Origin of the sequence: Brevundimonas sp. VNH65, assembly GCF_049445955.1 — a bacterium.
Taxonomy (GTDB): Bacteria; Pseudomonadota; Alphaproteobacteria; order Caulobacterales; family Caulobacteraceae; genus Brevundimonas.
Window position 1 is genome coordinate 23,711 of the sequence record NZ_JBMSDX010000001.1, and the last position, 23,313, is coordinate 47,023.

Sequence of the window (23,313 nt, forward strand, 5' to 3'; positions counted from 1 at the left end):
GGCTGGTACGAAAAGTATCCCGTTTCGGCACAAAGCCTCTCGACAGCCGATGTAACAGTCGTTCACATACGCGCCGATGTCGCCTGACGGTTCACCGCCGGGACGTGCGGACGGTTCGCCGTCCGGGATTTCCTGAGCGGGCGTCAGCGGTTAGCGAGTTTGGGGGATGACGTGGGGGCGTCGTCGTGACCCGCTGGGAGCCGGGGCGCATCAGTTCCGACAGGACCCGTCTCCACCCGGTGGAGGCGGGTCCGATCGTTTCGGGCCACCGGTTGCCCCAGGGTGACGGCCCATGGGGCGCGAGACGCCCTGGTCCGTTTCGGACCAGGGGCTCCTGGGTCAGGCCGCCTCGGCCGTCGCCGCAACCTCCGTCAGGGCGTCCAGGGCGCGGGTCAGGTCGGCGACGATGTCGTCCTCATGCTCCAGCCCGACCGACAGCCGCAGCAGGCCTTCGGTGATGCCGGCCGTCACGCGCGCCTCGGGCGTCATGGCCGCATGGGTCATGGTGGCCGGATGGGCGATCAGGCTTTCGACCCCGCCCAGCGACTCGGCCAGGGTGAAGATCTCCAGCTCCTCGATCAGGGCGCGCACCGCCTCGGCGCCCCCGTTCAGTTCGAACGACAGCATGGCGCCCGGTCCCTTCTGCTGACGCGCCGCCAGGGCGTGGCCGGGGTGGGAGGCCAGGCCCGGATAGTGGACCACGCGGACGGCCGGATGGGCCTCCAGGATCGCCGCCACGGCCCCGGCCGTCGCCTGCTGGCGTTCGATACGCGCGAACAGGGTGCGCACCCCGCGCAGGGTCAGATAGGCGTCGAACGGCGAGCCGGTGACGCCCAGGCAGTTCGCCCACCAGGCCAGTTCCTGATGGTCGGCCGCATCCGCCGAGACCACGGCGCCGCCGACGACGTCCGAATGGCCGTTGATGTATTTGGTCGTGGAATGCACGACGAAGTCGGCGCCCAGTTCGATCGGCCGTTGCAGGGCCGGCGACAGGAAGGTGTTGTCGGCCACCACCTTGGCCCCCACGCGATGCGCGCGGGTGCAGATGTCGGCGACGTCGACGACGCGCAACAGGGGGTTGGACGGCGTCTCGACCAGCACCAGTCGGGGGTTCAGCGCCAGGGCGGCCTCCAGGGCGTCCGGGTCGCCCTGATCGACGAAGGCGACCTCGAAATGGCCCTTGCGGGCGCGGGCGCTGAGCAGGCGATGGGTGCCGCCGTAACAGTCGTGCGGCGCGATCAGCAGGTCGCCCGGCGACAGCAGGCTGAGCGGCAGATCGACCGCCGCCATGCCGGTGGCCGTCACCACGCACCCGGCGCCGCCCTCCAGCCCGGCCAGGGTCTCGGCCAGGACGTCGCGGGTCGGATTTCCCGACCGGCTGTAGTCGTATTTCCGCTTCTGCTCGAAGCCGGCGAAGGAGTAGTTGGACGACAGGTACAGGGGCGGCATCACCGCGCCGTGCGCCGTGTCCTGATCCACGCCCGAACGGGCGCACAGGGTCTGAGCATTCTGGGCGCGGGTCATTGTTCGATGTCCTTGAGAGCGTCTTTGAGGATGTCGCCGACGAAGGCGTCCTCTTTCAGAAAGGCGTCGTGGCCGTAGAGGGACGGGGCCTCCACCAGACGCCACAGGTTCGGCAGCCGGGCGGCCAGTTCGCGAATGTCGTCGATCGGCACCAGCCGGTCGGAGGTGAAGCCGATCAGGAAGGTCGGCGCCGTGATCGGCTCGGGCGTCACCCGATGGCGGTCGATCGAATCCGACAGCGACAGCCAGCGGGCCGGGGTGGTGTGGGTGCGATAGGCCTCGCCGCGCGACGTCAGATAGCCGCACACCGGATAGGCGTCGCCCGCCGACGGCGCGATCGCGTCATCGAATCGCTCGGCGAACTCCTCCGGCGTGCGATAGGTGGTCATGGCCAGTTCGCGGGCCAGGGCCACGCCGTCCTCGGGACGGCCGACCGAGGCGGCGAACTGCAGGATGCGCCGCTGGATGCCGCGCCAGGCGGTGGCCTGGGGATGGGCGCGGTGCGCGGCTGACACCACGATCAGGCGGCCGAGACGCTCGGGGAACTGTTCGGCGAAGGCCAGCCCGACCATGCCGCCGTAGGAACAGCCGACGAAGGCCGCGACGCGCCCGGCGCCGATGTGGTCGAGGACCAGCGCCAGCAGCCGCGCCTGATCCTGGGTCGTGATGGTGACGGGCTCGGCGCCGGGGGCGGCGTCCGGTGCGAAGTCGAAGGCCAGGACCCGACAGGTCTTCAGGTCGATCGGGCCGCCGTCAGAGACCGCGCCCGACCACCAGCCCAGGCCGTTGGTTTCGGTGCGGTGCACGAACCGACCCGAGGAGATGCCGCCCGCCACGACGATCAGGGGGCCGTCAATCCGCCCATGCAGCCGCGCGGAGATGACCGGCTGGCCCAGGCGCTGGCCCGAAGCCAGACGGAAGTCGGCGGGCAGGGGCACGAGGACGTCGCCCGTCTGCTCCGAACCGACCGCCCCGGAACGACGCGTTTCCGGCGCGCGACAGAGCGGCTCCAGAGTGGTGTTTTCAGCGTCGAAAGCCATGGTCGTCATCCGCATTCCCGCCCACCAGGGCTCATGCGGTGACAGATCGTGGGGCGTCGCCTCGTCGACGCTCCACTCATCTCTCGCGGCTTCGGAAAGCCCCGCAGGAGTTGGCACCGTTCGGGCGGAACCCGATGGTTGCCCCGGCGTCAAAGGGCCTAATCCCTCAGCCGGTCTTGATGAGTGCTTTTAGGGGTGATGAATTTTGCGGCCAGCGTCAAGAGGAAAATTCTGTCGATCGATCCAGGAAACAGGCGATGCGTGCGCGGCCCTATACTCGTCGAATTGCCAAAACGCGCAAAAAACGTGCGAGAGGGGTTGACGGGGCCGACGACGCCCGACACCCTAGACTGGAAGTTTTCGCAGGATGACCGCCGTGTCGCGTCTCGTCTCCATCGTCGCCTCGATTAGCACCGCCGCCGGTTCGGCGCGGTCGGCGACGTCTGCGCTCACCACCACCGGCGGTACGACCATGACCGGCCCCCCTGGGGCGGGAACAGGTTAGCGCGCGTCGATCAGGACAAGCTCAAACCCGAACCCGCCCGGACCCACCGGGCGGGTTTTTCTTTGCCCTCAGCCTCCTTCCTCCACTCCCCGTTCCAAGCCTCAAGAGACCTCCGATGCCGCACTCCAATCTCGCCCTCGTCGAACCGCTCAAACCGCTCGAGGCGGCCGATGACGCCCCCGTCCAGGCCGTCGCCTCTCCGCTCGCGGCCGCTGCGCCGGACGTCGTCGTGCTGAAGTTCGGCTCCTCCATCCTGCGCGACGCCGCCCAGGCCCCGGCCGTGGCGTCCGAGGTCTATGGCCACGTCCGCGCGGGTCGGAAGGTGGTGGCGGTGGTCTCGGCCCTCGCCGGCCAGACCGACGCCCTGCTGGCCGAGGCGCGCGACCTCGGTCTCGACCACTCCAACGACCTGCTTCCCGCCTATGTCGCCCAGGGCGAAGAACGTGCCGCGGCGCTCGTGGCCATCGCCTGCGACCGTATCGGCCTGGACGCCAAGTCCCTGTCGGTGCGCGAACTGGGCGTCGTCGCGGAAGGCCCGCTGGAGCACGCCCATCCCGTCGGCCTGCACGGCGCGCATCTTCGCAAGGCCCTGTCGGAGCATCAGGTGGTGGTGGTGCCCGGCTTCGGCGCCGTGAACGACCGGGATCAGGTCGCCCTGCTCGGGCGCGGCGGGTCGGACCTGACGGCCGTCTTCCTGGCGGCCGAGCTGGGCCTGAAACGCGTGCGGCTGGTGAAGGACGTCGACGGCCTCTACGACCGCGATCCGGCCTCCAACTCGGGCCGCCCGCTGCGCTATCGTCAGGCCAGCTGGGACGACGCCCGCCGTCACGGCGGCGCTCTGGTCCAGCATGACGCCATCGACCTGGGCGAACAGCGCGGGGTGGAGATCGAGGTCGCGGCCCTGGGGCGCGCCGACTGCACGGTGGTCGGCCACCATTCCGCGCCTCCCGGTCGGTCGATCCCCGACGCCCCGGTGCGCGTGGCGATCGCCGGCTGCGGCGTGGTGGGCGGCGGCCTCCTGGCCCGGCTCCTGCCCGACAGCCGCTATGAAGTCGTCGGCGTCCTGGTGCGCGACCCGAAGAAGCCGCGCGACGTGGACGCCCCGGCCGGGCTGTTCCTGTCGGACCGCGAGGCCCTGCTGGATCTCAAGCCCGATCTTCTGGTCGAGGCCCTGTCCGAGGGCGGTGCCGGCCACGACCTGATCCGGGCCGCGCTGGAACGCGGCGTCGACGTGGCCAGCGCCAACAAACAGGCCATCAGCCGCGACCCCGGCGGCCTCGCCCGCCTGGCCGAGGCGAACAACGCCCGCCTGGCCTATTCGGCGGCGGTGGGCGGCGGCTCGCCGATGATCGAAACGCTCCGTGCGGCCCGCGCCGCCGGCCCGGTCGCCGGCTTCGAGGCGGTGCTGAACGGCACGGTCAACTTCATGCTCGACCGCCTCGATCAGGGCGCCGAGTTCGCCGACGCCCTGGCCGACGCCCGCGTGGCCGGTTTCGCCGAGGAAGACCCTTCGTCCGATCTGGAGGGCCGCGACTCGGCCGCCAAGGTGAAGCTGCTGGCGTTCGAGGCGTTCGGCGAAACGCCCGGCGACGACCTGCCGTGCGATGTCCTGGCCGCCGACTTCCAGGCCGACGGCCCGGTCCGCCAGATCGGCGCCTGCCGGCTCGAGGACGGGGTGCTGCAGGCCTCGGTCAAGCTGGACCGCGACCTCGACGACCCCCTGTTCAGCGCCCTGAAGGGCGAACGCAACGCCCTCAAGGTCTATGGCGAGGACGGTCGGGTCTGGTCGTGCAAGGGCCGGGGCGCGGGTCGCTGGCCGACGACGGAAAGCGTCCTCGCCGACGTCGCCGACATCATCCGCGCGCGTCACGCCGCCCTCGGCTATCACTGAGCGGAGGAAGCGGACGCGGAGTCGATCTGATGGCGGTCTTCACGCCGGTCACCGTCGCACAGGCGCGCGACTTCGTCCGGGGCTACGGCCTCGGCGAGGTCACGGGTCTGCACGCCATCGCCGAGGGGGTGGAAAACACCAACTATCGGCTGGAGACGTCCGAGGGTCGTTTCGTCCTGACCCTGTTCGAGGGCCGGACGGACGCCGCCAGCCTGCCCTTCTGCCTGGGGCTGACCGATCATCTCGCGGCAGCGGGATTCCCGGCGGCCCGCCCGCTGCGGAATGCGGCGGGCGAATGGATCGGCGACCTGAACGGCAGGCCCGCCGCCGTCGTCGAGTGGCTCACCGGCGCCTGGCTGCGCGCGCCCTCGGTTGACGAACTGGCCCAGGCGGGCGCCGCCCTGGCCGAATTCCATCTTGCGGCCGCAGACTTCGCGGGACGCCGCCCCAATCCGGTCGGGCCGGTCCAATGGCGCGCCCTGCTGGATCGCTCGGCCTCGGGCGCGGTGACGCCGGAGGATCGCGGACTGGTGGCCGGCTGCCGCGCGGCCCTGGACCGGATCGGCGATCCGTTCGCGGACGACCTGCCTTCGGGCGCCGTCCATGCCGATTATTTTCCGGACAACGTCCTGTTCGACCAGGGCAGACTGTCCGGCGTCATCGACGTCTATTTCGGTTGCGACGGCCCCTTCGCCTACGACCTCGCCATCGCCCTGACCGCCTGGGGCTTCGACGGAGAGGGGCGGGAAATCCCCGGCGCCGCTGCGGCCTTCCGGCGCGGCTACGAAGCCGTCCGTCCCCTGACCCCCGCCGAGCGTGAGGCCCTGCCGCGCCTCGGCGAGGCCGCCTGCCTGCGCTTCACCCTGACGCGCCTGCACGACCGCATCTTCCACGACCCGGCCAATCTGGTCACGCCCAAGGCCCCCGCCGCCTTCTTCCGCCGCATGGATTTCTGGCGCCTGGCCGAGCCGGCCTGACCGGCGTCAGCTTCCGTCGTTTGGCGTCTCTGTCCGGTCGGTTAGATTGGCGCCATGCAGTTCGGCGCCGTCGATCGTCTCCGCCAGTCCTTCGCGGCCCAGTTCGAGCCGGAAGAGGGGCGATCCTTCCTGTATCGCCAGGACCAGAAAGGTCCGGCGATCCGCCTCAATGCGGACGAACACCGCCAGTTCATTCAGGCCTATGACCGCGTCCTTCGCTGGTCCTTCTGGGGCGTGTTCGGCGGAACCATCCTGATCGCCGGCGGCCTGGCCCTGGCGCTGGGCCGCGAGATCGAGACCCGGGCCTGGATCCTGTATCCGCCGTTGATCGCCCTCGCGGCGGGCCTCGTCGCCTGGCAGATGTGGGCCCGATACGCCCCGGCCCGAGCTCTGGCGCGTCGCCGCCCGGTGTCGCCCGCCCTGTCTCCGGCCGCGTCCAGGGGGCTGGCGATGCGCAACCTCAGCTACGGCCAGCTGGCCCTCGGCGCCCTGGCCGTCCCTTTCATGCTCTGGAACGCCTCGCGCGCCTGGGACATCACCCGGGGCTGGGGCCTCTTGTGGATCGTGGGCGGCGTCATCCTGTTCGCCGTCATCGCGGTCCAGGCCGTCCGCAAGTGGCGGTTCGAGCAGGGACGGAAATAGTCGGGCGCTCTGCTCGCGCTGTTCCCATCACCCTTGGCGCAAGGCCCGGATGACCACGACAGAACGGGCTCATCCAGCGCAGAATCCCGTTCCCGGCCTTTGTAATACCTCGGTTTTCCAGAAACTTCGCGCCCGCTTCCGGCCGCGACCTGAAACCGATGCATAATCCTGCCTGCCCGCTGCAGGGGAGCGTCCGGCGATCTGGCCGTGGCGCCTCCATCGCCGCGTCAATTGGAGGAACCCGACTCTCTGGACTCTCCCGACTCCTTTTTCGCCCGGGCGGCGGCAGGCGTTCACCCCGCCATGAACCCCTTGACCGCCGCCAGCACGGCCTCGGGCGTCCCCTCGACCACGGTCAGTCGCTCGGGGCGGTCACCCAGGTCGCGGATGACGGGGCAGGGTTCGGGGTCGAAGCCCAGGACCGAGGAGACGTCGCCGCCGAACTTGGCCGCATGGGCGGTGGACAGGGCCACGACCGGGGCGTCCTGGCTTTCCAGGCGGCGTGCGGCCGACAGGGCCACGGCCGTGTGCGGACAGACGACGCGGCCATAGGCCTCCCAGGCGTCGGCGATCTCGGCGCGTGTCGTGGCCTCGTCCACCGAGACGGCGGCGACCTGGGCGCGGACGGCGGACAGGATGACGGCGGGAATCTCCACCCGGCCCTCGGCGGCGAAGGTCTCGAACAGGGCGCGGGTGGCCACGGCGTCACGGCCGGAGGCCTCGAAGATCAGGCGCTCGAAGTTCGACGGCGCCTGGACATCCATGGAGACGCTGGCCGTCTCCACCGCGGGGCGGCGCTCATAGAGGCCGTCGTTGATGGCGCGGGCCAGGGCGTCGTTGCGGTTGACGGCGGCGGTGAAGCCGGCGACGGGCAGGCCGCTCTTCTGCGCCGCGACGCCGGCGAAGGCGTCGCCGAAATTGCCCGTCGGCACCACGAAGTGCGGGGCGCGATCCTCGCCCACCGCCCGCAGTTGCATGACCGCCGAGACATAGTAGGGAATCTGGCCCGCCAGCCGGGCCCAGTTGATGGAGTTGACCGAACTGAACCGGGCCCCGTCGCGCAGGCTCTCCTCGGCCAGCAGTCCCTTCACCAGCCGCTGGCAGTCGTCGAAATCGCCCTCGACCGCCAGGTTCAGGACGTTATCGGCCGGGACCGTGGTCATCTGCCTGCGCTGCACCGGCGAGACGCGGTCCAGCGGGTGGAGGACGATCAGGCGGATATTGGCCTTGTCGGCGAAGGCGTTGACGGCGGCGGCGCCGGTGTCGCCGCTGGTCGCCGTGACCAGGGTCAGCCGCTCGCCGGACGCCGCCAGGGCCTCCTCCGACAGGGCGGCGGCCAGCTGCATGGCCAGGTCCTTGAAGGCGGCCGTGGGACCGTGCCACAGTTCCAGCATCCACAGGTCGTCGGACAGCTGGACCAGGGGCGTCACCGCCGGATCGTCGAAGCCGGCGACCAGCTTCGCCAGCGACCGCTCCAGCGCCGCCGGGGGCAGGGCGTCGCCGAGGTAGGGGACCAGAACGTCGGTCGCGATCTGGCCATAGGTGCGTCCGGGTCGGGCGACGTCGGCGGGCAGCGTCGGCCAGCGCCCGGGCATATACAGGCCGCCGTCTGGCGCCATGCCGCGCAACAGGGCGCCGGCGAAATCGGTGGGGGTGTCGTCTCCTCGGGTGGAGAGATAACGATCGGCGGCGAACTGGGTCATGACCGGCGTGTCCTAACCGGAAGGCGGAACGGTCGTCACCCCGGATTGCAGCGGATCGGGCGAAAAATTGCCTGCTGTGGCGCCGGATGGCCGGATCGGGGAAAGCTTCGACCCTTGCGCCATGTCATGCGCCCCGCGCCAGGATGACGCGGGCGCTGGCGTCGGCGACCGGATGCGGCCATGTGTGGCGCATGAGGTCTTTCCGCCGATGAACCGCCGCGGCCTGTTGCTGCGTGTGGGCGCCCTAGGCGCCGCCGTCGCCGGCGGGGTCTGGCTGCGCGATCAGGTCGTCTGGCGGCGCCCGGACGTGGCTGTCGTCGACGACGCCTGGCGACCCTGGGATCATCCTCGCACCGATGTGCCGACAGTGTCGGCCGCAATCCAGGGCCGCACGGTGCGCGCCCTGATCGACAGCGGCGCCGAATACTCGGCCATCGACCGGGAGTTCGCCGAGAGCCTGGGTCTGAAGTCGGGCTTCAACATGCCGTTGATCGCCTATGGCGTGGGCGGCGGGCCTCAGATGGGCCGGGGCGTCGGCGTGTCGTTGGCGGCGGGGGGGCTGCAGATCTCGCGGCTCCAGGCCGCCGTGCTGGACCTCGGGCCGGTGGCGTCTCCGCGCGGCCTGGCCACCCCGATCATCCTGGGACAGGACGTGCTGGGCGAGGCGGTCATCGAGCTGGACCTGTCGCGGCCCCGCCGCGCCGGCCGACGGCTGCGCTTTCTCGCCGCCGCCCCCTCCGCCGCCGACCTGGTCGCGGCGCCCGCCCGCCGTCAGGGCCGCGCCCTCCGCACCGAGGTCATTGTCGAGGGATCCCTGATCGACGCCCTGGTCGACACCGGCTCCTCCTCGGCCCTCGCCCTGTCGGAGGCCGAGGCCCGAAAGGCGGGGCTGCTGGACGGCCGTCCGACCACGCAGGGCTCGACCCTGGTGCTGGGCGGGGCGATGGCGTCGCGCCTCATCCGCGTCGGGTCGCTGACGGCGGGTGGTTCGGACCTCGGCCGCGCCGAGGTTTCCGTGTTCGACACGCCCGGCCTGCCGACCTTCCCCTCCTCCCTGGTCGGAACCGCCGCCTTCGAGGGCCGTCGCGTCGTCCTGGATCTGGCGGGCGGGCGGATCCTGGCCTCGCGCCCGCTGGACCTGATCGTCGGCTGAGGCGAAAAGGCGGCATGATCCGGCTTCACGTCACCTCCGACCTCGCCCCCGGCGCCGCCGTCGCCCCGACCCTGGACCAGTCCCGCTATCTGACCCAGGTCATGCGGCTCAAGGCCGGCGACGACCTTCTGGTGTTCAACGGCCGCGACGGCGAATGGTGCGCCGAAGTGGCAGAGGTTCTGAAGAAGGGCGTTATCCTGCGCGCCGTTGAACAGAGCCGGCTCCAGGTCTTCGGCCCGGACCTCGAACTGATCGTCGCCGTGGTCAAGAAGGCGCGCGTCGAGACCATCGTCGAAAAGGCGACGGAGCTCGGGGCGCGCAGGGTGCGCCTGGTCCTGACTCACAGAACCAACGCCGACCGTCTCCGCCTCGACCGCCTCGACGCCATCGCCGAGGAGGCCGCCGAACAGACCGGCCGGCTCGACGTGCCCCTGATCGATGATCCGGTGAAGCTGGAGACCCTGCTGGACGATTGGCCGGACGGCCGGCGCCTGATGTTCTGTGACGAGACGGGCGGCGCGCCGGCGATCCGAACCCTGGCACAGGCCGGATCCGGTCCCTGGTCGATCCTGATCGGGCCCGAGGGCGGATTTTCGCCGGAGGAGGGCGATCGTCTGCGCGCCCTGCCTTACGCCTCGGCCGTCTCTCTCGGTCCGCGTATCCTGCGCGCCGACACCGCCGCGATCACCGCCCTGGGCCTGTGGCAGGCCGCGGTCGGCGACTGGGATCGCTGACACGGCGACCCGGCTTCGTCTTCCCCCTTGAGGAACGTCGCTTTCCCGCCCATCTAGCCGCGACAGGCCGACGCACGGGTGCGTCGGGAGGGGCTTCGCCGCATGGCCGATCAGGAAACGCTTTCGCTCGATCAACTGATCGGGGCCATGTCGAAGGGCATGAAGCCGAAGGATGAATGGCGCATCGGCGCCGAACACGAGAAGTTCGCCTTCGACCGCTCGACCCTTCGCCGTCCGACCTATGAAGGGCCGCGCGGCATTGAGGCGATGCTGGACGGGCTGCAACGCTTCGGCTGGACGCCGGTCGAGGAGGGCGGTCACGTCATCGGGCTGGAGCGCAGGAACACCGAGGGCTTCACCGCCTCGGTCAGCCTGGAGCCAGGCGGCCAGTTCGAACTGTCCGGCGCGCCGCTGCGGTCGATCCACGAAATCTGTTCCGAGACCGGCCAGCATCTGATGGAGGTCAAGCAGGTCGCCGACCAACTGAACCTGGGCTTCCTCGGCGTCGGCTTCGACCCCATGTGGCGGCGCGAGGACGTGCCGGTCATGCCCAAGGGCCGCTACGACATCATGCGCGCCTATATGCCGAAAAAGGGGTCCCTCGGCCTCGACATGATGCTGCGGACCTGCACCATCCAGGCCAACCTCGACTTCGATTCCGAAGCCGACATGGTCGCCAAGTTCCGTACCTCCCTGGCGCTGCAGCCGATCGGCACGGCCTTGTTCGCCAACTCTCCCTTCACCGAGGGGCGCCCCAACGGCTTCCTGTCGGCGCGCGCCAATGTGTGGACCGATACTGATCCGGACCGCACCGGCATGCTGGATTTCGTCTTCCGCGACGGCTTCGGTTTCGAGGCCTACGCCGACTATGCGCTCGACACGCCAATGTATTTCGTCAAGCGCGACGGGCGCTATGTCGACGCCTCCGGCCAGTCGTTCCGCGACTTCCTCGAGGGCCGGCTGCCCGCCTTGCCGGGCGAACGGCCGACGCTCAAGGACTGGGGCGATCACCTCACCACCTTGTTTCCCGAGGTGCGGCTGAAGCAATATCTGGAAATGCGCGGCTCGGACGGCGGGCCCTGGAGCCGTATCTGCGGCCTGCCGGCGCTTTGGGCGGGCATCTTCTACGACGCGCCGTCGCTCGCGGCCGCCTGGGACTTGTGCAAGAACTGGGACATTCAGGACCACGAACGCCTGCGCCGCGACGTCACCCGGCTGGGCCTGAAGGCTGAGGTCGCCGGCCGCTCCGTGCGCGACATCGCTGTCGACATGGTCGCCATCGCCCGCGAAGGCCTGAAGAGCCGGGCCATGTTCTCGGGCGGCATGGTCGACGAGCGCGGCTATCTGTCAGAACTGGAAGACATCGCCGACAGCGGCGTCACCCCGGCCGAGCGTCTGCTCGACCTGTACCACGGCGAGTGGGCGGGCGACCTGAGCCGCGTGTATCGCGACTTCGCCTACTGATCAGTCCTTCGGCTCGCTCAGGGTCCACAGATGGGTTCCGCCCACGGCGACGATGAAGACGCCGAAAAAGGCGAGGACGGCGGCCAGCCAGGGCAGGGCTTCGGTCGGGACGGGCATGGCGATCTCCTGATGCGAGGATCGGGAGATGCGCTGCGCGGGGCGGCGACGCCTTGATCTACATCAACCGTCGGGTGCCGCGGTCTTCGAGTATTCTTTTTGCCTCAGCGCTTGGAGCGGGCCACGCGAGCCGCTAGTGTCCGCCCCGGCTCCGCGGGCATGATGTAGTGGTAGCCTGAAAGCTTCCCAAGCTTTTCGTGCGGGTTCGATTCCCGCTGCCCGCTCCAACACTTAGCCGATATCGCCCTGCCGTTTTGCCGGCCTTTTGACAGTCCCGGCCGTGGTTTCGACCCTGATCCTGGTTTCCAATCGTGGGGATCGGTTGACGGCCCGGGGTGGCGACGATCACTTCGGCTGATCGGCGTCCGCCCGGATCGAGGATCCTGTGAGCAGGGCCCCGGTCAGGGTCCGCTTGTGATATTCCAGCAGCGTGATGTCGACTTCGGCGGTGTGACGGTCGCCGGAGAAGGTCATCTCGATCAGCAGGCCGCGCATGGCCGCTACGTGCAGCCGCACCATGCTCTCGACGGCGGCGCGGTCGCCAATGCCGAGTTCCTTCGCGAGAGCCCAAACGCCTTCTCTCTGGTCTGCCTCCAATTGCTGGGCGATCTGCGGAAATCGTTCTCCCAACGCCGGATCGCTGCGTGAGGCCAACATGATCTCGAGCAGGGCCAGGGCAGGGGGCTGACAGATCGCCTCCCAAGTGGCGCGGGTCAGGGCCATGTAGCGGTCTAGGCCCGCCGGAATCTGGCCCAGCCGGCGGCGAACGGATCTGTTCTGATGCAGGGCGGCCGCTTCCGCCACGGCGATGATCAGATCCACCTTCGTCGGAAAGTGGTGCAGCATCGCGCCCCGGCTCACCCCGGCCTCCTCCATGACGACCTGGGTGGTGGTCGCCGCATAGCCCAGCCGGCTCAGACAGGCGATCGCGGCGTCGACCAGGCGCTGGCGCATCTGTGCGCTGCGCTCTGCGTGTGAGCCGCGCGGTTGGGGAATGGGAGTGGCAGGCTTTGCGGTCATGGCGTCCTGCAAATGACCAGTTCGATCCCTGAATGTCCAGCTCAATAAGCCGTTCGGCTCATTTGACAGTCACTATTGACTGTAAAAGGGGTTCACGCCACAGTCGTTCCAACATGACCTCCGACGCGGCCTGATGACACCGGTGGCGGAATGAGAGGCGCAGGAAGCGTTCAGCGGCGGCAGCGGCCTTAGCGGGGTCAGCGCCGCCTGGGAGGGGCCGTATGTCGACTGAGGCGACACAGACGCGTTTTGGCGTCAGGACGGACCGTAAATCGTCCTCGCCGGCCTTGCGGAACGGAATTTCGAAACCCGGTCCTGGGTTCTCCTCCTGGGGGCCGGCCCTCGCCGGTCGGCCCCGCCCTTTTTCAGCGAGGCGAACGCACGGCCTGTGTTTGTTGACGGCGATCGGCGCCATCGGCTGGGCCGCCGCAGCCCCGGCGTCCGGCCAGATCGCGGGCCTGGCGCCGGCGAATACGGATGAGAGCCAGGTCGGCGCCTACGTCCTGCCGGAACTGATGCCCCAGGCGACGGGTCAGGATGCGGCGACCTGGGTCGCGTCCCGCCGGGCGGAGGTGCTGGATCTGGTCGCCGGACATCAGTTCGGCCGGACGCCCGCCGAATATGTGCCGATGAAGCCTGAGGTCTGGGAGCGGGAGGCGCCGGGGCTGAACGGCCTCGCCCAGCGGACCCAGGCGCGTCTTCGGATCGGCGCGGGGGCGGATGCGCAGATCGTGCGCGTCGTGCTGTACGTTCCGGTGTCGGCGACAGGACCGGTCCCGGTTCTGCTGCACCTCGGCTTCTCCCCCAATGCGCTGGTGTTCGACGACCCGGGCGTCGAGGAGGGCATGGGCTGGGACGTGCGGACCCGGACGCGCGTTCCCGATCGTCAGGTGCGGCTGCTGGCGGGTTTTGACCCTCGGCCGTTCCTGGAACGCGGTCTGGCCGTCGCCCACGTCTACTATGGGGACATCGAGCCGGACTTTGACGGAGGGGCTGCGTTCGGCGTCCGCCGCCTGTTTGGCGACCCCTCCGCGCCGCGCGCACAGGACGCCTGGGGCGCGATCGGCGCCTGGGCCTGGGGCGTCAGCCGCGTGGTCGACTGGTTGTCGACGGAGCGGGCGGTGGACGCGCGACGCATCGCCCTGTCCGGCGCGTCCCGCCTGGGCAAGACGACGCTCTGGGCGGCGGCCCAGGACCCGCGCATCGCTCTGGCCATGCCGATCGTGTCCGGCGAGAGCGGCGGGGCGATCAGCCGTCGAAACTACGGCGAGACGGTCGCCGCGATCAGCCATCCGGATCGTTACGATTACTGGTTCGCGCCCCGATACCAGACCTATTCCCAGCGCGTCAGCGACCTGCCGGTCGACGGCCATATGCTGCTGTCCTTGATCGCGCCGCGGCCGATGCTGCTGGTCACCGGCGACACCGACACCTGGTCGGATCCGCGGGGCGAATATCTGGGCGCCGTTGCGGCGACTCCGGCGTGGGAGCTGTTCGGAAAGACGGGCGTGGCGGAGCCGCAGCCGCCGTCCGAGACCCTTCCGACGTCGGACCTGGCGGTGTTCCAGCATGTCGGCGGCCATGCCCTGCTGCCCGGCGATCTGACAGTCATGGCCGACTTCATGGCGGAAAGGCTGTCGCCGACGCCCACGCGCTCCGTCGCTCAGGCCAACGCGGCGCGGGCGGCGAACCGGAACAGACCGAGCGCCTGGTGGGCGTCTCTGGAGGGCCGTCCCGACGACTGGTTCGCAGGCGCCGAGGCGGCCGTGATCACCCGCAATATCCTGTCCTGGCAGGACAGGGTCAGCGGCGGCTGGCCGCTGATGAACACGACGGCGGAGCCGAACATCGGCGATCCGACGGCGGTCGGTCCGTGGGGCGCGCGCTCGGCCCTGATCAAGGCGACGGTCAACGAAATGCGGTTCCTGGCGCGCCGTCAGGCGGCCAGCCCCGATCCTCTCCAGGTCCAGGCCGTCGATCGCGCCCTGGGCTACATCCTGGACGCCCAGTATCCGTCAGGCGGCTGGCCCCATTCCTGGCCCGTCTTCGTCAACGCCTACGATCATCAGGCGACGTTCAACGACGACGAGATGGTCGATCTGATGATCCTCCTGCGCGAGGTCGCCACCGATCCCCGCTTCGCCTTCCTGGGCGCTGAGCGGCGCGCGGCGGCCCAGGCGGCGTTCGATCTGGGGCTGGGGTTCATCCTGAAGAGCCAGATACGCGTCAACGGCGTGCTGACGGCGTGGTGCGCCCAGCATGACGAGGTCACGCTGGAGCCCCGATCGGCTCGCGCCTTCGAGCCGGCGTCCATCAGCGGAGGGGAAAGCGCCGGCGTTCTGCTGCTGCTGATGAGTCTGGACGACCCCGGCCCCGAAGTACGCGCCGCCGTGAAGGCCGGGGCGGAATGGTATCGCGATAACGCCATACGCGGCATCCGCGTGGAGGTCGGAAACGGCGACAGGATCGTGCACGCCGATCCCAACGCCCCGCCGGTCTGGGCCCGGTTCTACGAGATCGGAACCAACCGGCCGATCTTCGCCGGGCGCGACGGGGTCATTCGCTACCGCCTGGCCGAAATCGAGAAGGAGCGCCGCGGCGGATACGCCTGGTACGGCGCCTGGGGCGTGCCGGTTCTGGAACGCTACGCCGAATGGTCCCGCCGATACGGCACATGAATCACGCAATCGCACAGACGCCGGACCACGGCGCGAGCACATCTTAGGGAAGGGAAGATCATGAATTCATCGAAACGCGGCGTCGCCAACGTGCTGATGTCCGGCGGCTCTCATGCCGTCATCGCTCTGGTCGCCGGACTGGCCCTGGCCGGACCGGCTCTGGCCCAGTCAGAGGCGCCGGTCCGCACCGCGCCGCAGGATGACGACGCCACCCAGGTCGAGGAGGTGGTGGTCACCGGCTTCCGGGCCTCGCTGCAGAGCGCTCTGGACGCCAAGCGCCGGTCTAACGTGATGGTCGACGTCATCGACGCCGAGGACATCGCCGACTTTCCCGACGCCAACCTGGCCGAGTCGCTGCAACGCCTGCCCGGCGTCACCATCGACCGGGACAACGGCGAGGGCCGGACCATCACCGTGCGCGGCTTGGGGCCCGACTTCACCCGCGTGCGCCTGAACGGATTGGAGGCCCTCTCCACCGCCGGCGGAAATGATTCCGGCTCGACGCCGAACCGCTCGCGCGGGTTCGATTTCAACACCTTCGCCTCCGAGCTCTTCAGTTCCTTGCGGGTCCAGAAGACGGCTTCGGCCGAGGTGGACGAGGGGTCGCTCGGCGCCACTATCGACCTGGTCACCGGCCGCCCGTTCAACTTCGCGGGCCGCCGCGCGGGCCTGTCGATCCAGAACGCCCACTATGAAAACGGCGGGCGCAACAGCCTGAAGGCGGCAGGTCTGATCTCCGACCGTTGGGAGACCTCCATCGGTCAACTCGGCTTCACCGGGTCTGTCTCCTACAGCGACGCCTCGCGCATCACCGACAGCTACAGCCGCCAGCCGGCCTCGTTCGACTATGCCTCGGCCCAGTCCTGGTTCGCTCCGACCCTGAACGCGACGGCGCCTGCGAACGGGATTCCGCAGCGGCAGGGCTTCGCCGCGCCGATCGGCACGCCCTGCAACGGCGGCACTGTGGCGGCGCCGATCCTCAATGGCCTGGTGCCGGGTCTGAATGTGACGCGCGCCGCGGCCTGCGACAATCTTCGCGGCTCCAACCCCGCCGCCTACGCCCTGATCTATCCGAACGGCGGCGCGGTCCGCAGTTTCCAGAACGGGGCGACTGTGGTGACCCAACCCGGCTCCATCGTCCGTCTGCCGACGCTGCCGACGTTGAACCAGCAGGAACTGGATCAGGAGCGGTTGGGTCTGACCGCCGCCCTGCAGTGGCGCCCCAGCGACCGGACCACGGTCAGTCTGGACGGGGTTTACTCGAAGTTTGAGGTCGATTCCCGACTCTATCAGATCTCGACGATCGGGCTGAACCGGGCCAACAACACCAGTTCAGCCTACTACACCGCGACCAGCGGTTCGGCGGCGCTGTACAGCTCCTGCGGCGTGACCGGCGCCGGCGGTCAGTCCATCCAGTGTCAGGGATCGGAAGGCTCGGGGGCGGTGCTTCCCGGCTTCGCCAACAGCACGAACCCGAACAATCTCAACGCCTTTGACTACTACAACAACCCGGCCTCGGTGGGTTACATCCCGACCGGCAACAATCTGGCGATGATCGACGCCCTGGTGGGCAAACCCTCGACCTGGATCATGGACGCCAGCGTCGACAACAGTAATCCGAACTCGCCGATCGCCGACTATCTGGTGCTGGGCAACCTGGACCTGCGCTCGGCCAACGACCAGAACACCTATACGACCGAGTTCCAGCAGGTGTCGGCCACCATCGAACACCAGTGGACCGACCGCCTGAAGATGACGGTCGTGGCGGGGATGTCGAAATCGACCAACGAAAGCCTCGGTCTGCTCTCGGACCTGATCCGGCTGGATTCGGGGCGAGGCGGCGTGGGCGACGGCTATTTCGTCTATGATGCGCGTGACGGCGGCGACATGCCGGTGATCGACTTCGGCTTCGACGCCGCCGATCCGACGAAGTGGGACACGGTGAAGGGTTACTCCGTGCTCCGGGTGCAGGCGCGCTCGACGGAAAACACCTTCGAAAACGTGCGCACGGACTTCGCCTGGGATGTGTTCGAGGGCGACCAGATCAAGTTCGGCGCCGCCTTGCGTCGCTACGGGTTCGACACCCAGGAACTGCGCCGCGCGTCCCAAGAGGCCATATCACCGACCCTGCTGGAGGCCGGCTCCACCGTCGCCGCCACGGGCCGGGTGATTGAATGGGGCATGGGGCTGGATGTTCCGGCGGGAACGACGACCCGGTTCTGGACGCCGGACAACGCCAAGATGGCCGAGGTGTTCGGCTTCGACTGCAACTGCGTGAACAAGTACGGCGACTTCCGCCTGACTCCCGGCGGCGCCTCGAACAATCTCGGGCTGAACTACGACATCGCGGAGACGGACACCGGAGCCTACGTCCAGTACGACTATGACCGCAGCCTCTTCGGCATGCCGTTCCGCGGCAATGTCGGCGTGCGTTACGCCCTGACGGAAGTCGAGGCCGGAGGGCTGACGACGATCGGCACGCCGATCACCAACACCAACCGCTACGAGGACATCCTGCCGTCGCTGAACAGCGTCCTGACGGTGCGCGACAACCTGCTGCTCCGGTTCGGGATCGCCAAGGTCATGGCGCGGCCCTCGCTGAGCCAGCTGGCGCCCGGGATCACCTCCTTCAACGTGCCGGGCACGGTGGGCGCCACGACCGGCGGCTCGATCTCGTCCGGCAACACCAAGCTGAAGCCGTTCCGGACCACAACCACGGATCTCAGCCTGGAATGGTATTTCGCGCCCGGCGCCCTGTTCGGCGTGGCGATCTTCAACAAGGAGGTGGACACCTTCCCTCAGCGGGTTCTCGCCGAAGGTCGGCTGAGCGAGTTTCTGGATCCGAGCGTGGTCGAGGCCCTGCGCGCCAGTCTGACGGCGACCACGCCGGCGGGTGACGCCCAACGCGCCTATGTCGATGCGGACAACCCCTTCAACTTCAGCCAGCCGCGTGACGCGCCCGGCGGCTATATCCGCGGGTTCGAGGTCAACTATCAGCAGAACCTGACCTTCCTGCCGGGCTGGCTGAGCAACTTCGGCATCCAGGCCAACTACACCCATATCGAATCCGAGCTCAGCTACATCATCGATACCGGCTCGCTGACGGCGCCGGTCCGGCCGCAGCTGATCGGCAAGGCGCCGTTCCTGGGGGCCTCGCCGGACTCGCTGAACTTCACGCTCTACTATGAGACGGAGAAGTGGTCCGGCCGCGTTTCTGCGGCGCACCGGGCCGAGTATTTCACCACCTATCCGCTGCAGACCGGCAGCTGCGCGCCGGGCTTCTGCCCGACGCCGCTGATCAACGACTTCGCGGGCAGTCAGGCCACCACCAACGTCGACGCCTCGTTCAGCTATCGCCTGACCCCGAGGATGTCGTTCACGGTGGAGGGGCTGAACCTGACTAATCAGACATCCAACCGCTTCGCTTATGACGGTTCGGAAGTGGTGACCCAGTACGCCAGCACGGGCCGCCAATACTTCCTCGGCTTCCGCGCCACCTTCTGACGCCTTCACGGTCGGCGCCGCGTTCGGCGCCGACCGCCTGCCTTCCAGCCGTCCCTTCGTTGGAGTTCGCCGTGATCCAGATCGTTCGCCCATCCTCGCTCGCGCTCCTGTTCGTCGTTCTCGCGGGTCTGGTGACGCCGGGCATGGCGAGCGCCGGCGTGGCGGCTTCCGACACGCGCGCCCCGCGCCTGTTTCCTGCTGATGGAGCCACCGGGGTCAATCCGGACACCAGACTGACCCTCGCCTTCGCCGCGCCGCCGACGATCGGATCCGCAGGACGGATAACCATTCACGATGCGGCGGACGGCAGCCTGGTCGATACGATCGATCTGGCGATCCCCGCGTCGCCCAATCCGACTGGCCGCGTCATAGGGGCGGACGGCAGCACGCGCGCGCCCGTGCCGCCCGCACCCGCCGGCCCCGACAACCCCGGCTTTCAACACACCAACATCGGGGGAGCCTGGTTCCACTTCTTTCCTGTCCGTACGCGTCAGAACGTCGCCACGATCCAGCCTCACCACGGCGCGCTGAAATACGGTCGCTCCTACGTCGTGCGTGTCGAGCCCGGCGTGCTGGCCGTGGGCGACGACGTGGCGACTGACATCGGCGGCGCAGACGGCTGGACGTTCACGACCAAGGCCGCGCCGCCTGCGCCGGACACAGAACGCGTGGTGGTCGCCGCCGACGGGTCCGGCGACTTCAGCACCGTCCAGGGCGCCGTGGATTTCGCGCCTGCCGCTCCGCCCAGGCCGGTCGAGATCCTGATCCGCAACGGCGACTACGAGGAGATCGTCTACATCAACGGCAAGTCGAACCTGACGCTGCGCGGCGAGAGCCGCGACGGCGTGGTGGTCCACTATCCGAACAACAGCGCCTTCAACCGCATTCGCCCGGCCTTCTCTGTCGTCAATTCCAACGACATCCAGCTCTCGACCTTCACCATCCGCAACGACTTCATCGGCCAGGCTGAAGCCCTGCTGATGCGCGGACAGCGAAACATCGTCGATCGCATGACGCTGAACGGGTCCGGCGACGCGATGACCACCGGCGGGACCATATATATGGTCGACAGCAAGCTGACGGGCGACGGCGACACCATCCTGGCCTACGCGGCCCTGTTCTGCCTCCGGTGTGAAATCCATTCCGTCGGCCCGTTCACCTGGACCCGCACGCCCCAGGGCAGCCACGGCAATGTCTTCGTGGACTCGACCCTGATCTACACCGACAAACCTTTGCCCTGGTCGATCACCGCCGCCAATCCGGCGGGGACCAAGACGCCTGGCGTTCTGGGCCGCCTGCCACGCAACGGCCCCGTCGGCTCGCCTAGCCGCAACTTCCCCTATGCCGAAATGGTCCTCATCAACACCCGGACCGACGGGGTGCCGCCCCAGGGCTGGGGCGCCGTCGAGGACCAGGCGACCTTCGACTGGTCCCATCTTCGCCTGTGGGAATACAACACCATGGACCTGCAGGGACGGCCGGTCGACCTGTCGCAGCGCCACCCGGTCATGAAGATCCTGACTCTGCCCGCCGACGCCCAGACCATTCGCGACTATTCCAATCCGAGCTTCGTGTTGGGCGGCTGGACGCCGGTGGTGCGGTGACCGCCGACGTGCAGGCTGACTGACACGCCGCCTTCGTCGCGGCCGGCGCCGCCTTGGTCGCGGCGGGATGTCGGGGCGGCGTTCTGCGACCGACAGTGCCGATCCCAGATCACGGAGGATCGGATCATGCGGATGAAGCGGGAACTTCTTGTGGCGGTCGGCGCGGCGGCGCTGACCATCCTGGCGGGGGCGCCGAATGCGGCGCGGGCCCAGAACATCAGCGGGGCGCCGTCGATCGCTTCCTATCACGCCCAGGGTCGATGCCTGGACATGCGCGCCTCGGACGGCCAGGTGCTGCTCTACAACTGCCATGGCGGCTGGAACCAGGCGTTCCGTTTCGTGACGGGCAGCTACGGCATGATCTCCCTGGGGGACCAACGCTGCCTGACCAGCGGCACGGCGTCGGACGCGCCGCTGACGGTCCAGACCTGCACCAACGCCTCGAATCAGCGTTGGGGCTTCCAGGCCAACGGCAACCTCAGAAACGAGCTCGGCTTCTGCGCCGACATCGAGCGCGGCGCCACCAACAGCGGCGCACGTGTGCTGGGCTACGGCTGCCACGGCGGCACGAACCAGCAATGGTATCCGGCGGTGACCGCCCGGGCCGCCCCGCTCGGCCTCATGGCCGGGCAGCGGCTTCAGGGTCGCTCAGGCGTCCGAAGCTACCTGTCCAGCGCCGGGTTCAGCGGCGGGAACATCGTCGCGTCCGGGGGCGGGAACATCGTGTCGGGCGGGGCAGGCAATCTGATCGCCAACGACGGCGCCAGCATCGTCGCCGGCGGGGTGGGCAATATGCTGGCGCGCTTCGGCGGTCAGCTGCTGGCGAACGACGGCGCCGGCATCGTGGCCGGGGGCGCCGGGAACGCCCTGCCCAACAACTGGAACTTCTTCTCCGGCGCGGGGGCGGGCATCGTCGCGGGCGGCGCCGGCAACTGACGACGGCGTGCCCGGCGGATCAGTCGGCTGACGTCGTCGCCGCGATGAAGCCGCCGCCCAGCAGGCGGTCGGGGTCCGCCGGGTCGTACAGGGCGCAGGCCTGACCCGGCGCGACGCCTTCCTCTCCGGCTTCGAACGTCACCGTGATTTCGCCTTCGTCCGTCGTCCCCAGGCGCGCCGGCGAGGGCGGACGGGTCGATCGCACCCGGGCCAGGACTGCGGCGCCCTGGCGCGCGGCGTCGGCGATCGTCGGCGCGTCGCCCAGCCAGTTGACCTCATCCAGGGTCAGTGCGGCGGTCAGCAGCGCCTCGCGCGGCCCGACCACCACCCGGCGTGTTTCAGGCTCGAGCCTGGTCACGAACAGCGGCTCGCCCACGGCGACGTTCAGGCCGCGCCGCTGGCCGATGGTGTATCCGGTCACGCCGTCGTGGCGACCCAGCACCCGGCCGTCACGATGGACGATCTCGCCCGGCTCGGCGCCCTCGGGACGCAGCCGGTTGATCAGGGTCCGATAGTCGCCCGAGGGCACGAAGCAGATGTCCTGGCTGTCCGGCTTGGCCGCGATCCGCAGACCCAGGGCCGCCGCCACGCCGCGCACCTGGGGCTTCTCCAGGTCAGCCAGCGGAAACCGCAGATAGTCCAGCTGTTCCCGCGTCGTGGCGAACAGGAAGTAGGACTGGTCGCGCGACGGGTCGATCGCCTTGCGCATCTGGCTGCGGCCGTCGGCCCCGACGGCGCGCCGGACATAGTGTCCGGTCGCCATGGCCTCGGCGCCCAGTTCACGCGCCACGTCCAGCAGGTCGCGGAACTTGACCGTCTGGTTGCAGCGGATGCAGGGCACCGGCGTCCGCCCGCGCAGATAGTCGTCGGCGAACTGGTCGATCACCGCATCCCGGAACCGGCTTTCATAGTCGAGCACATAGTGGGGGATGCCGATCGTGTCGGCCGCCAGCCGCGCGTCGTGGATGTCCTGTCCGGCGCAACAGGCGCCCTTCTTCTTCAGCGCCGCGCCGTGGTCGTAGAGCTGAAGCGTGACGCCGACGACGTCATAGCCGGCCTTCTGCAGCAGGGCCGCGACGACGGTGGAGTCCACGCCGCCCGACATGGCCGCGACCACGCGCGAGCCCGGCGGCAGGCCCACGGCCCGGCGCGCGCTTTCAACCGCCGCATCCATGTCGGAGGGCGAGGACATCGGCGCGATGTCGGGCACAGGGCAGGCGGGCGCCTCGATCAGGGTCATGGCCGCAATCTAGGGCTTCGCAGGGGCGATTTCGAGACCTGGCTGTCCCCTGTCGTCGCGCCCGGTCCGCCGCCGCCATCGGGTGGCTTTGTAAACGACTGTTAGATGCGCATGTTTTCGGTTGTGATCGCCCGCTAAACGCATCAAACGCCCCCTCCGCGCTGTGGGGGCCGAAATGAACGACGATAAACCGCTGGATCCCTGGATCGTCGTGATCGGCGTGGTCGGCGTCGTGATCCTGGCCGTCGCTACTCTCGGCGCCTTTCTCTTCAGCTAAGCATGGCCGCGCGCCCTGCGGAGCCCTGACAGCAGGAACCTTCGGCGCCCGGAACCTCAGCGTCCGGAACCCCGTTATTCTGATGGGAGGGTCGACAGAGGAGGTTCCTGTGATCGGCCATATGATCGGCGATTTCGCCTATGTCCTGCACCGCGCGAGGCGGCCGCTGATCCTCGCCTTCGGGGCCGCGCTCGTCATCGCCATCCTGGTCTGACCGGCGCCGGCCATAGGTGGCGATCCCGGCAGGACTCGAACCTGCGACCTCTGCTTTAGGAAAGCACAGAGGCAAGTAAGCAAGGGGGTC

At 69.0% G+C, this 23,313-nt stretch carries 16 protein-coding genes, 1 tRNA gene and 1 riboswitch; of the genes, 11 read left to right on the top strand and 6 right to left on the bottom strand.

Annotated features, from left to right (window positions below):
- Nucleotides 1–339: 339 nt before the first annotated feature.
- The 3 genes from metB to ACO2Q1_RS00145 all read right to left on the bottom strand — a co-directional run bounded on the left by metB (nt 340) and on the right by ACO2Q1_RS00145 (nt 3,038).
- Complete coding sequence (gene metB, locus ACO2Q1_RS00135) at nt 340–1,524, bottom strand: cystathionine gamma-synthase (protein ID WP_423327515.1); 1,185 nt, start codon at nt 1,522–1,524, stop codon at nt 340–342.
- Nucleotides 1,521–2,564: a homoserine O-succinyltransferase MetX gene (metX, locus tag ACO2Q1_RS00140; protein ID WP_423327516.1), complete on the bottom strand. Its 1,044-nt coding sequence runs from the start codon at nt 2,562–2,564 to the stop codon at nt 1,521–1,523. The genes metB and metX overlap by 4 nt, the downstream gene beginning before the upstream one ends.
- Before the next feature lie 73 nt (nt 2,565–2,637).
- A riboswitch (SAM riboswitch) is annotated at nt 2,638–2,750 on the bottom strand.
- A 159-nt stretch (nt 2,751–2,909) separates the two neighbouring features.
- Nucleotides 2,910–3,038, bottom strand: a complete 129-nt coding sequence (locus ACO2Q1_RS00145) for a hypothetical protein (protein WP_423327517.1) — start codon at nt 3,036–3,038, stop codon at nt 2,910–2,912.
- Between the two features lie 146 nt (nt 3,039–3,184).
- Between ACO2Q1_RS00145 and ACO2Q1_RS00150 the strand changes: the two genes are divergently transcribed.
- From ACO2Q1_RS00150 to ACO2Q1_RS00160, 3 genes are read left to right on the top strand one after another with little or no spacing between them, the layout of a single operon-like run.
- The gene (locus tag ACO2Q1_RS00150; RefSeq protein WP_423327518.1) at nt 3,185–4,960 is read left to right on the top strand and encodes a homoserine dehydrogenase; all 1,776 of its coding nucleotides are present in this window, start codon (nt 3,185–3,187) and stop codon (nt 4,958–4,960) included.
- Nucleotides 4,961–4,989: 29 nt separating this feature from the next.
- The gene (thrB, locus tag ACO2Q1_RS00155) at nt 4,990–5,937 is read left to right on the top strand and encodes a homoserine kinase (RefSeq protein WP_423327519.1); all 948 of its coding nucleotides are present in this window, start codon (nt 4,990–4,992) and stop codon (nt 5,935–5,937) included.
- A gap of 54 nt (nt 5,938–5,991) precedes the next feature.
- The gene (locus ACO2Q1_RS00160) at nt 5,992–6,579 is read left to right on the top strand and encodes a hypothetical protein (RefSeq protein ID WP_423327520.1); all 588 of its coding nucleotides are present in this window, start codon (nt 5,992–5,994) and stop codon (nt 6,577–6,579) included.
- A 293-nt stretch (nt 6,580–6,872) separates the two neighbouring features.
- On the opposite strand, the gene thrC is transcribed toward ACO2Q1_RS00160, so the two are convergent.
- Entirely contained in the window at nt 6,873–8,282 is a 1,410-nt protein-coding gene (gene thrC / locus ACO2Q1_RS00165; protein ID WP_423327521.1) for a threonine synthase, read from the bottom strand.
- A 208-nt stretch (nt 8,283–8,490) separates the two neighbouring features.
- On the opposite strand from thrC, the gene ACO2Q1_RS00170 reads away from it, so the two are divergent.
- From ACO2Q1_RS00170 to ACO2Q1_RS00185, 4 genes are all read left to right on the top strand, one after another.
- Nucleotides 8,491–9,435: an aspartyl protease family protein gene (locus ACO2Q1_RS00170; protein ID WP_423327522.1), complete on the top strand. Its 945-nt coding sequence runs from the start codon at nt 8,491–8,493 to the stop codon at nt 9,433–9,435.
- Between the two features lie 14 nt (nt 9,436–9,449).
- Entirely contained in the window at nt 9,450–10,169 is a 720-nt protein-coding gene (locus ACO2Q1_RS00175; protein WP_423327523.1) for a 16S rRNA (uracil(1498)-N(3))-methyltransferase, read from the top strand.
- Between the two features lie 102 nt (nt 10,170–10,271).
- Entirely contained in the window at nt 10,272–11,633 is a 1,362-nt protein-coding gene (locus ACO2Q1_RS00180) for a glutamate--cysteine ligase (RefSeq protein WP_423327524.1), read from the top strand.
- Between the two features lie 270 nt (nt 11,634–11,903).
- Nucleotides 11,904–11,977 (top strand) — tRNA-Gly (locus ACO2Q1_RS00185).
- Between the two features lie 118 nt (nt 11,978–12,095).
- Here the strand turns inward: ACO2Q1_RS00185 and ACO2Q1_RS00190 are convergent.
- Nucleotides 12,096–12,770, bottom strand: coding sequence for a TetR/AcrR family transcriptional regulator (locus ACO2Q1_RS00190; protein ID WP_423327525.1), 675 nt, complete (start codon nt 12,768–12,770; stop codon nt 12,096–12,098).
- Nucleotides 12,771–13,162: 392 nt separating this feature from the next.
- Between ACO2Q1_RS00190 and pelA the strand changes: the two genes are divergently transcribed.
- The 4 genes from pelA to ACO2Q1_RS00210 all read left to right on the top strand — a co-directional run bounded on the left by pelA (nt 13,163) and on the right by ACO2Q1_RS00210 (nt 21,492).
- Nucleotides 13,163–15,448: a pectate lyase gene (gene pelA, locus ACO2Q1_RS00195; protein WP_423327526.1), complete on the top strand. Its 2,286-nt coding sequence runs from the start codon at nt 13,163–13,165 to the stop codon at nt 15,446–15,448.
- A 60-nt stretch (nt 15,449–15,508) separates the two neighbouring features.
- A complete protein-coding gene (locus ACO2Q1_RS00200; RefSeq protein WP_423327527.1) occupies nt 15,509–18,952 on the top strand; it encodes a TonB-dependent receptor in 3,444 nt (1,147 codons plus the stop codon).
- 71 nt (nt 18,953–19,023) lie between these two features.
- On the top strand, nt 19,024–20,556 hold the full coding sequence (locus tag ACO2Q1_RS00205) for a pectinesterase family protein (protein WP_423327528.1): 1,533 nt from the start codon (nt 19,024–19,026) through the stop codon (nt 20,554–20,556).
- A gap of 126 nt (nt 20,557–20,682) precedes the next feature.
- On the top strand, nt 20,683–21,492 hold the full coding sequence (locus ACO2Q1_RS00210) for a ricin-type beta-trefoil lectin domain protein (RefSeq protein WP_423327529.1): 810 nt from the start codon (nt 20,683–20,685) through the stop codon (nt 21,490–21,492).
- A 19-nt stretch (nt 21,493–21,511) separates the two neighbouring features.
- Here the strand turns inward: ACO2Q1_RS00210 and mnmA are convergent, their stop codons facing one another.
- On the bottom strand, nt 21,512–22,732 hold the full coding sequence (mnmA, locus tag ACO2Q1_RS00215; protein ID WP_423327530.1) for a tRNA 2-thiouridine(34) synthase MnmA: 1,221 nt from the start codon (nt 22,730–22,732) through the stop codon (nt 21,512–21,514).
- Nucleotides 22,733–23,313 lie beyond the last annotated feature (581 nt).

Bases quoted from the DNA above. Each gene is read 5' to 3' on its own strand.
- thrB (WP_423327519.1), top strand. From the start codon at position 4,990: ATGGCGGTCTTCACGCCGGTCACCGTCGCACAGGCGCGCGACTTCGTC.
- mnmA (WP_423327530.1), bottom strand. From the start codon at position 22,732: ATGACCCTGATCGAGGCGCCCGCCTGCCCTGTGCCCGACATCGCGCCG.
- metX (WP_423327516.1), bottom strand. From the start codon at position 2,564: ATGGCTTTCGACGCTGAAAACACCACTCTGGAGCCGCTCTGTCGCGCG.
- thrC (WP_423327521.1), bottom strand. From the start codon at position 8,282: ATGACCCAGTTCGCCGCCGATCGTTATCTCTCCACCCGAGGAGACGAC.
- ACO2Q1_RS00145 (WP_423327517.1), bottom strand. From the start codon at position 3,038: ATGGTCGTACCGCCGGTGGTGGTGAGCGCAGACGTCGCCGACCGCGCC.
- ACO2Q1_RS00170 (WP_423327522.1), top strand. From the start codon at position 8,491: ATGAACCGCCGCGGCCTGTTGCTGCGTGTGGGCGCCCTAGGCGCCGCC.
- ACO2Q1_RS00190 (WP_423327525.1), bottom strand. From the start codon at position 12,770: ATGACCGCAAAGCCTGCCACTCCCATTCCCCAACCGCGCGGCTCACAC.
- ACO2Q1_RS00175 (WP_423327523.1), top strand. From the start codon at position 9,450: ATGATCCGGCTTCACGTCACCTCCGACCTCGCCCCCGGCGCCGCCGTC.
- metB (WP_423327515.1), bottom strand. From the start codon at position 1,524: ATGACCCGCGCCCAGAATGCTCAGACCCTGTGCGCCCGTTCGGGCGTG.
- ACO2Q1_RS00150 (WP_423327518.1), top strand. From the start codon at position 3,185: ATGCCGCACTCCAATCTCGCCCTCGTCGAACCGCTCAAACCGCTCGAG.
- ACO2Q1_RS00160 (WP_423327520.1), top strand. From the start codon at position 5,992: ATGCAGTTCGGCGCCGTCGATCGTCTCCGCCAGTCCTTCGCGGCCCAG.
- ACO2Q1_RS00210 (WP_423327529.1), top strand. From the start codon at position 20,683: ATGCGGATGAAGCGGGAACTTCTTGTGGCGGTCGGCGCGGCGGCGCTG.
- ACO2Q1_RS00180 (WP_423327524.1), top strand. From the start codon at position 10,272: ATGGCCGATCAGGAAACGCTTTCGCTCGATCAACTGATCGGGGCCATG.
- ACO2Q1_RS00200 (WP_423327527.1), top strand. From the start codon at position 15,509: ATGAATTCATCGAAACGCGGCGTCGCCAACGTGCTGATGTCCGGCGGC.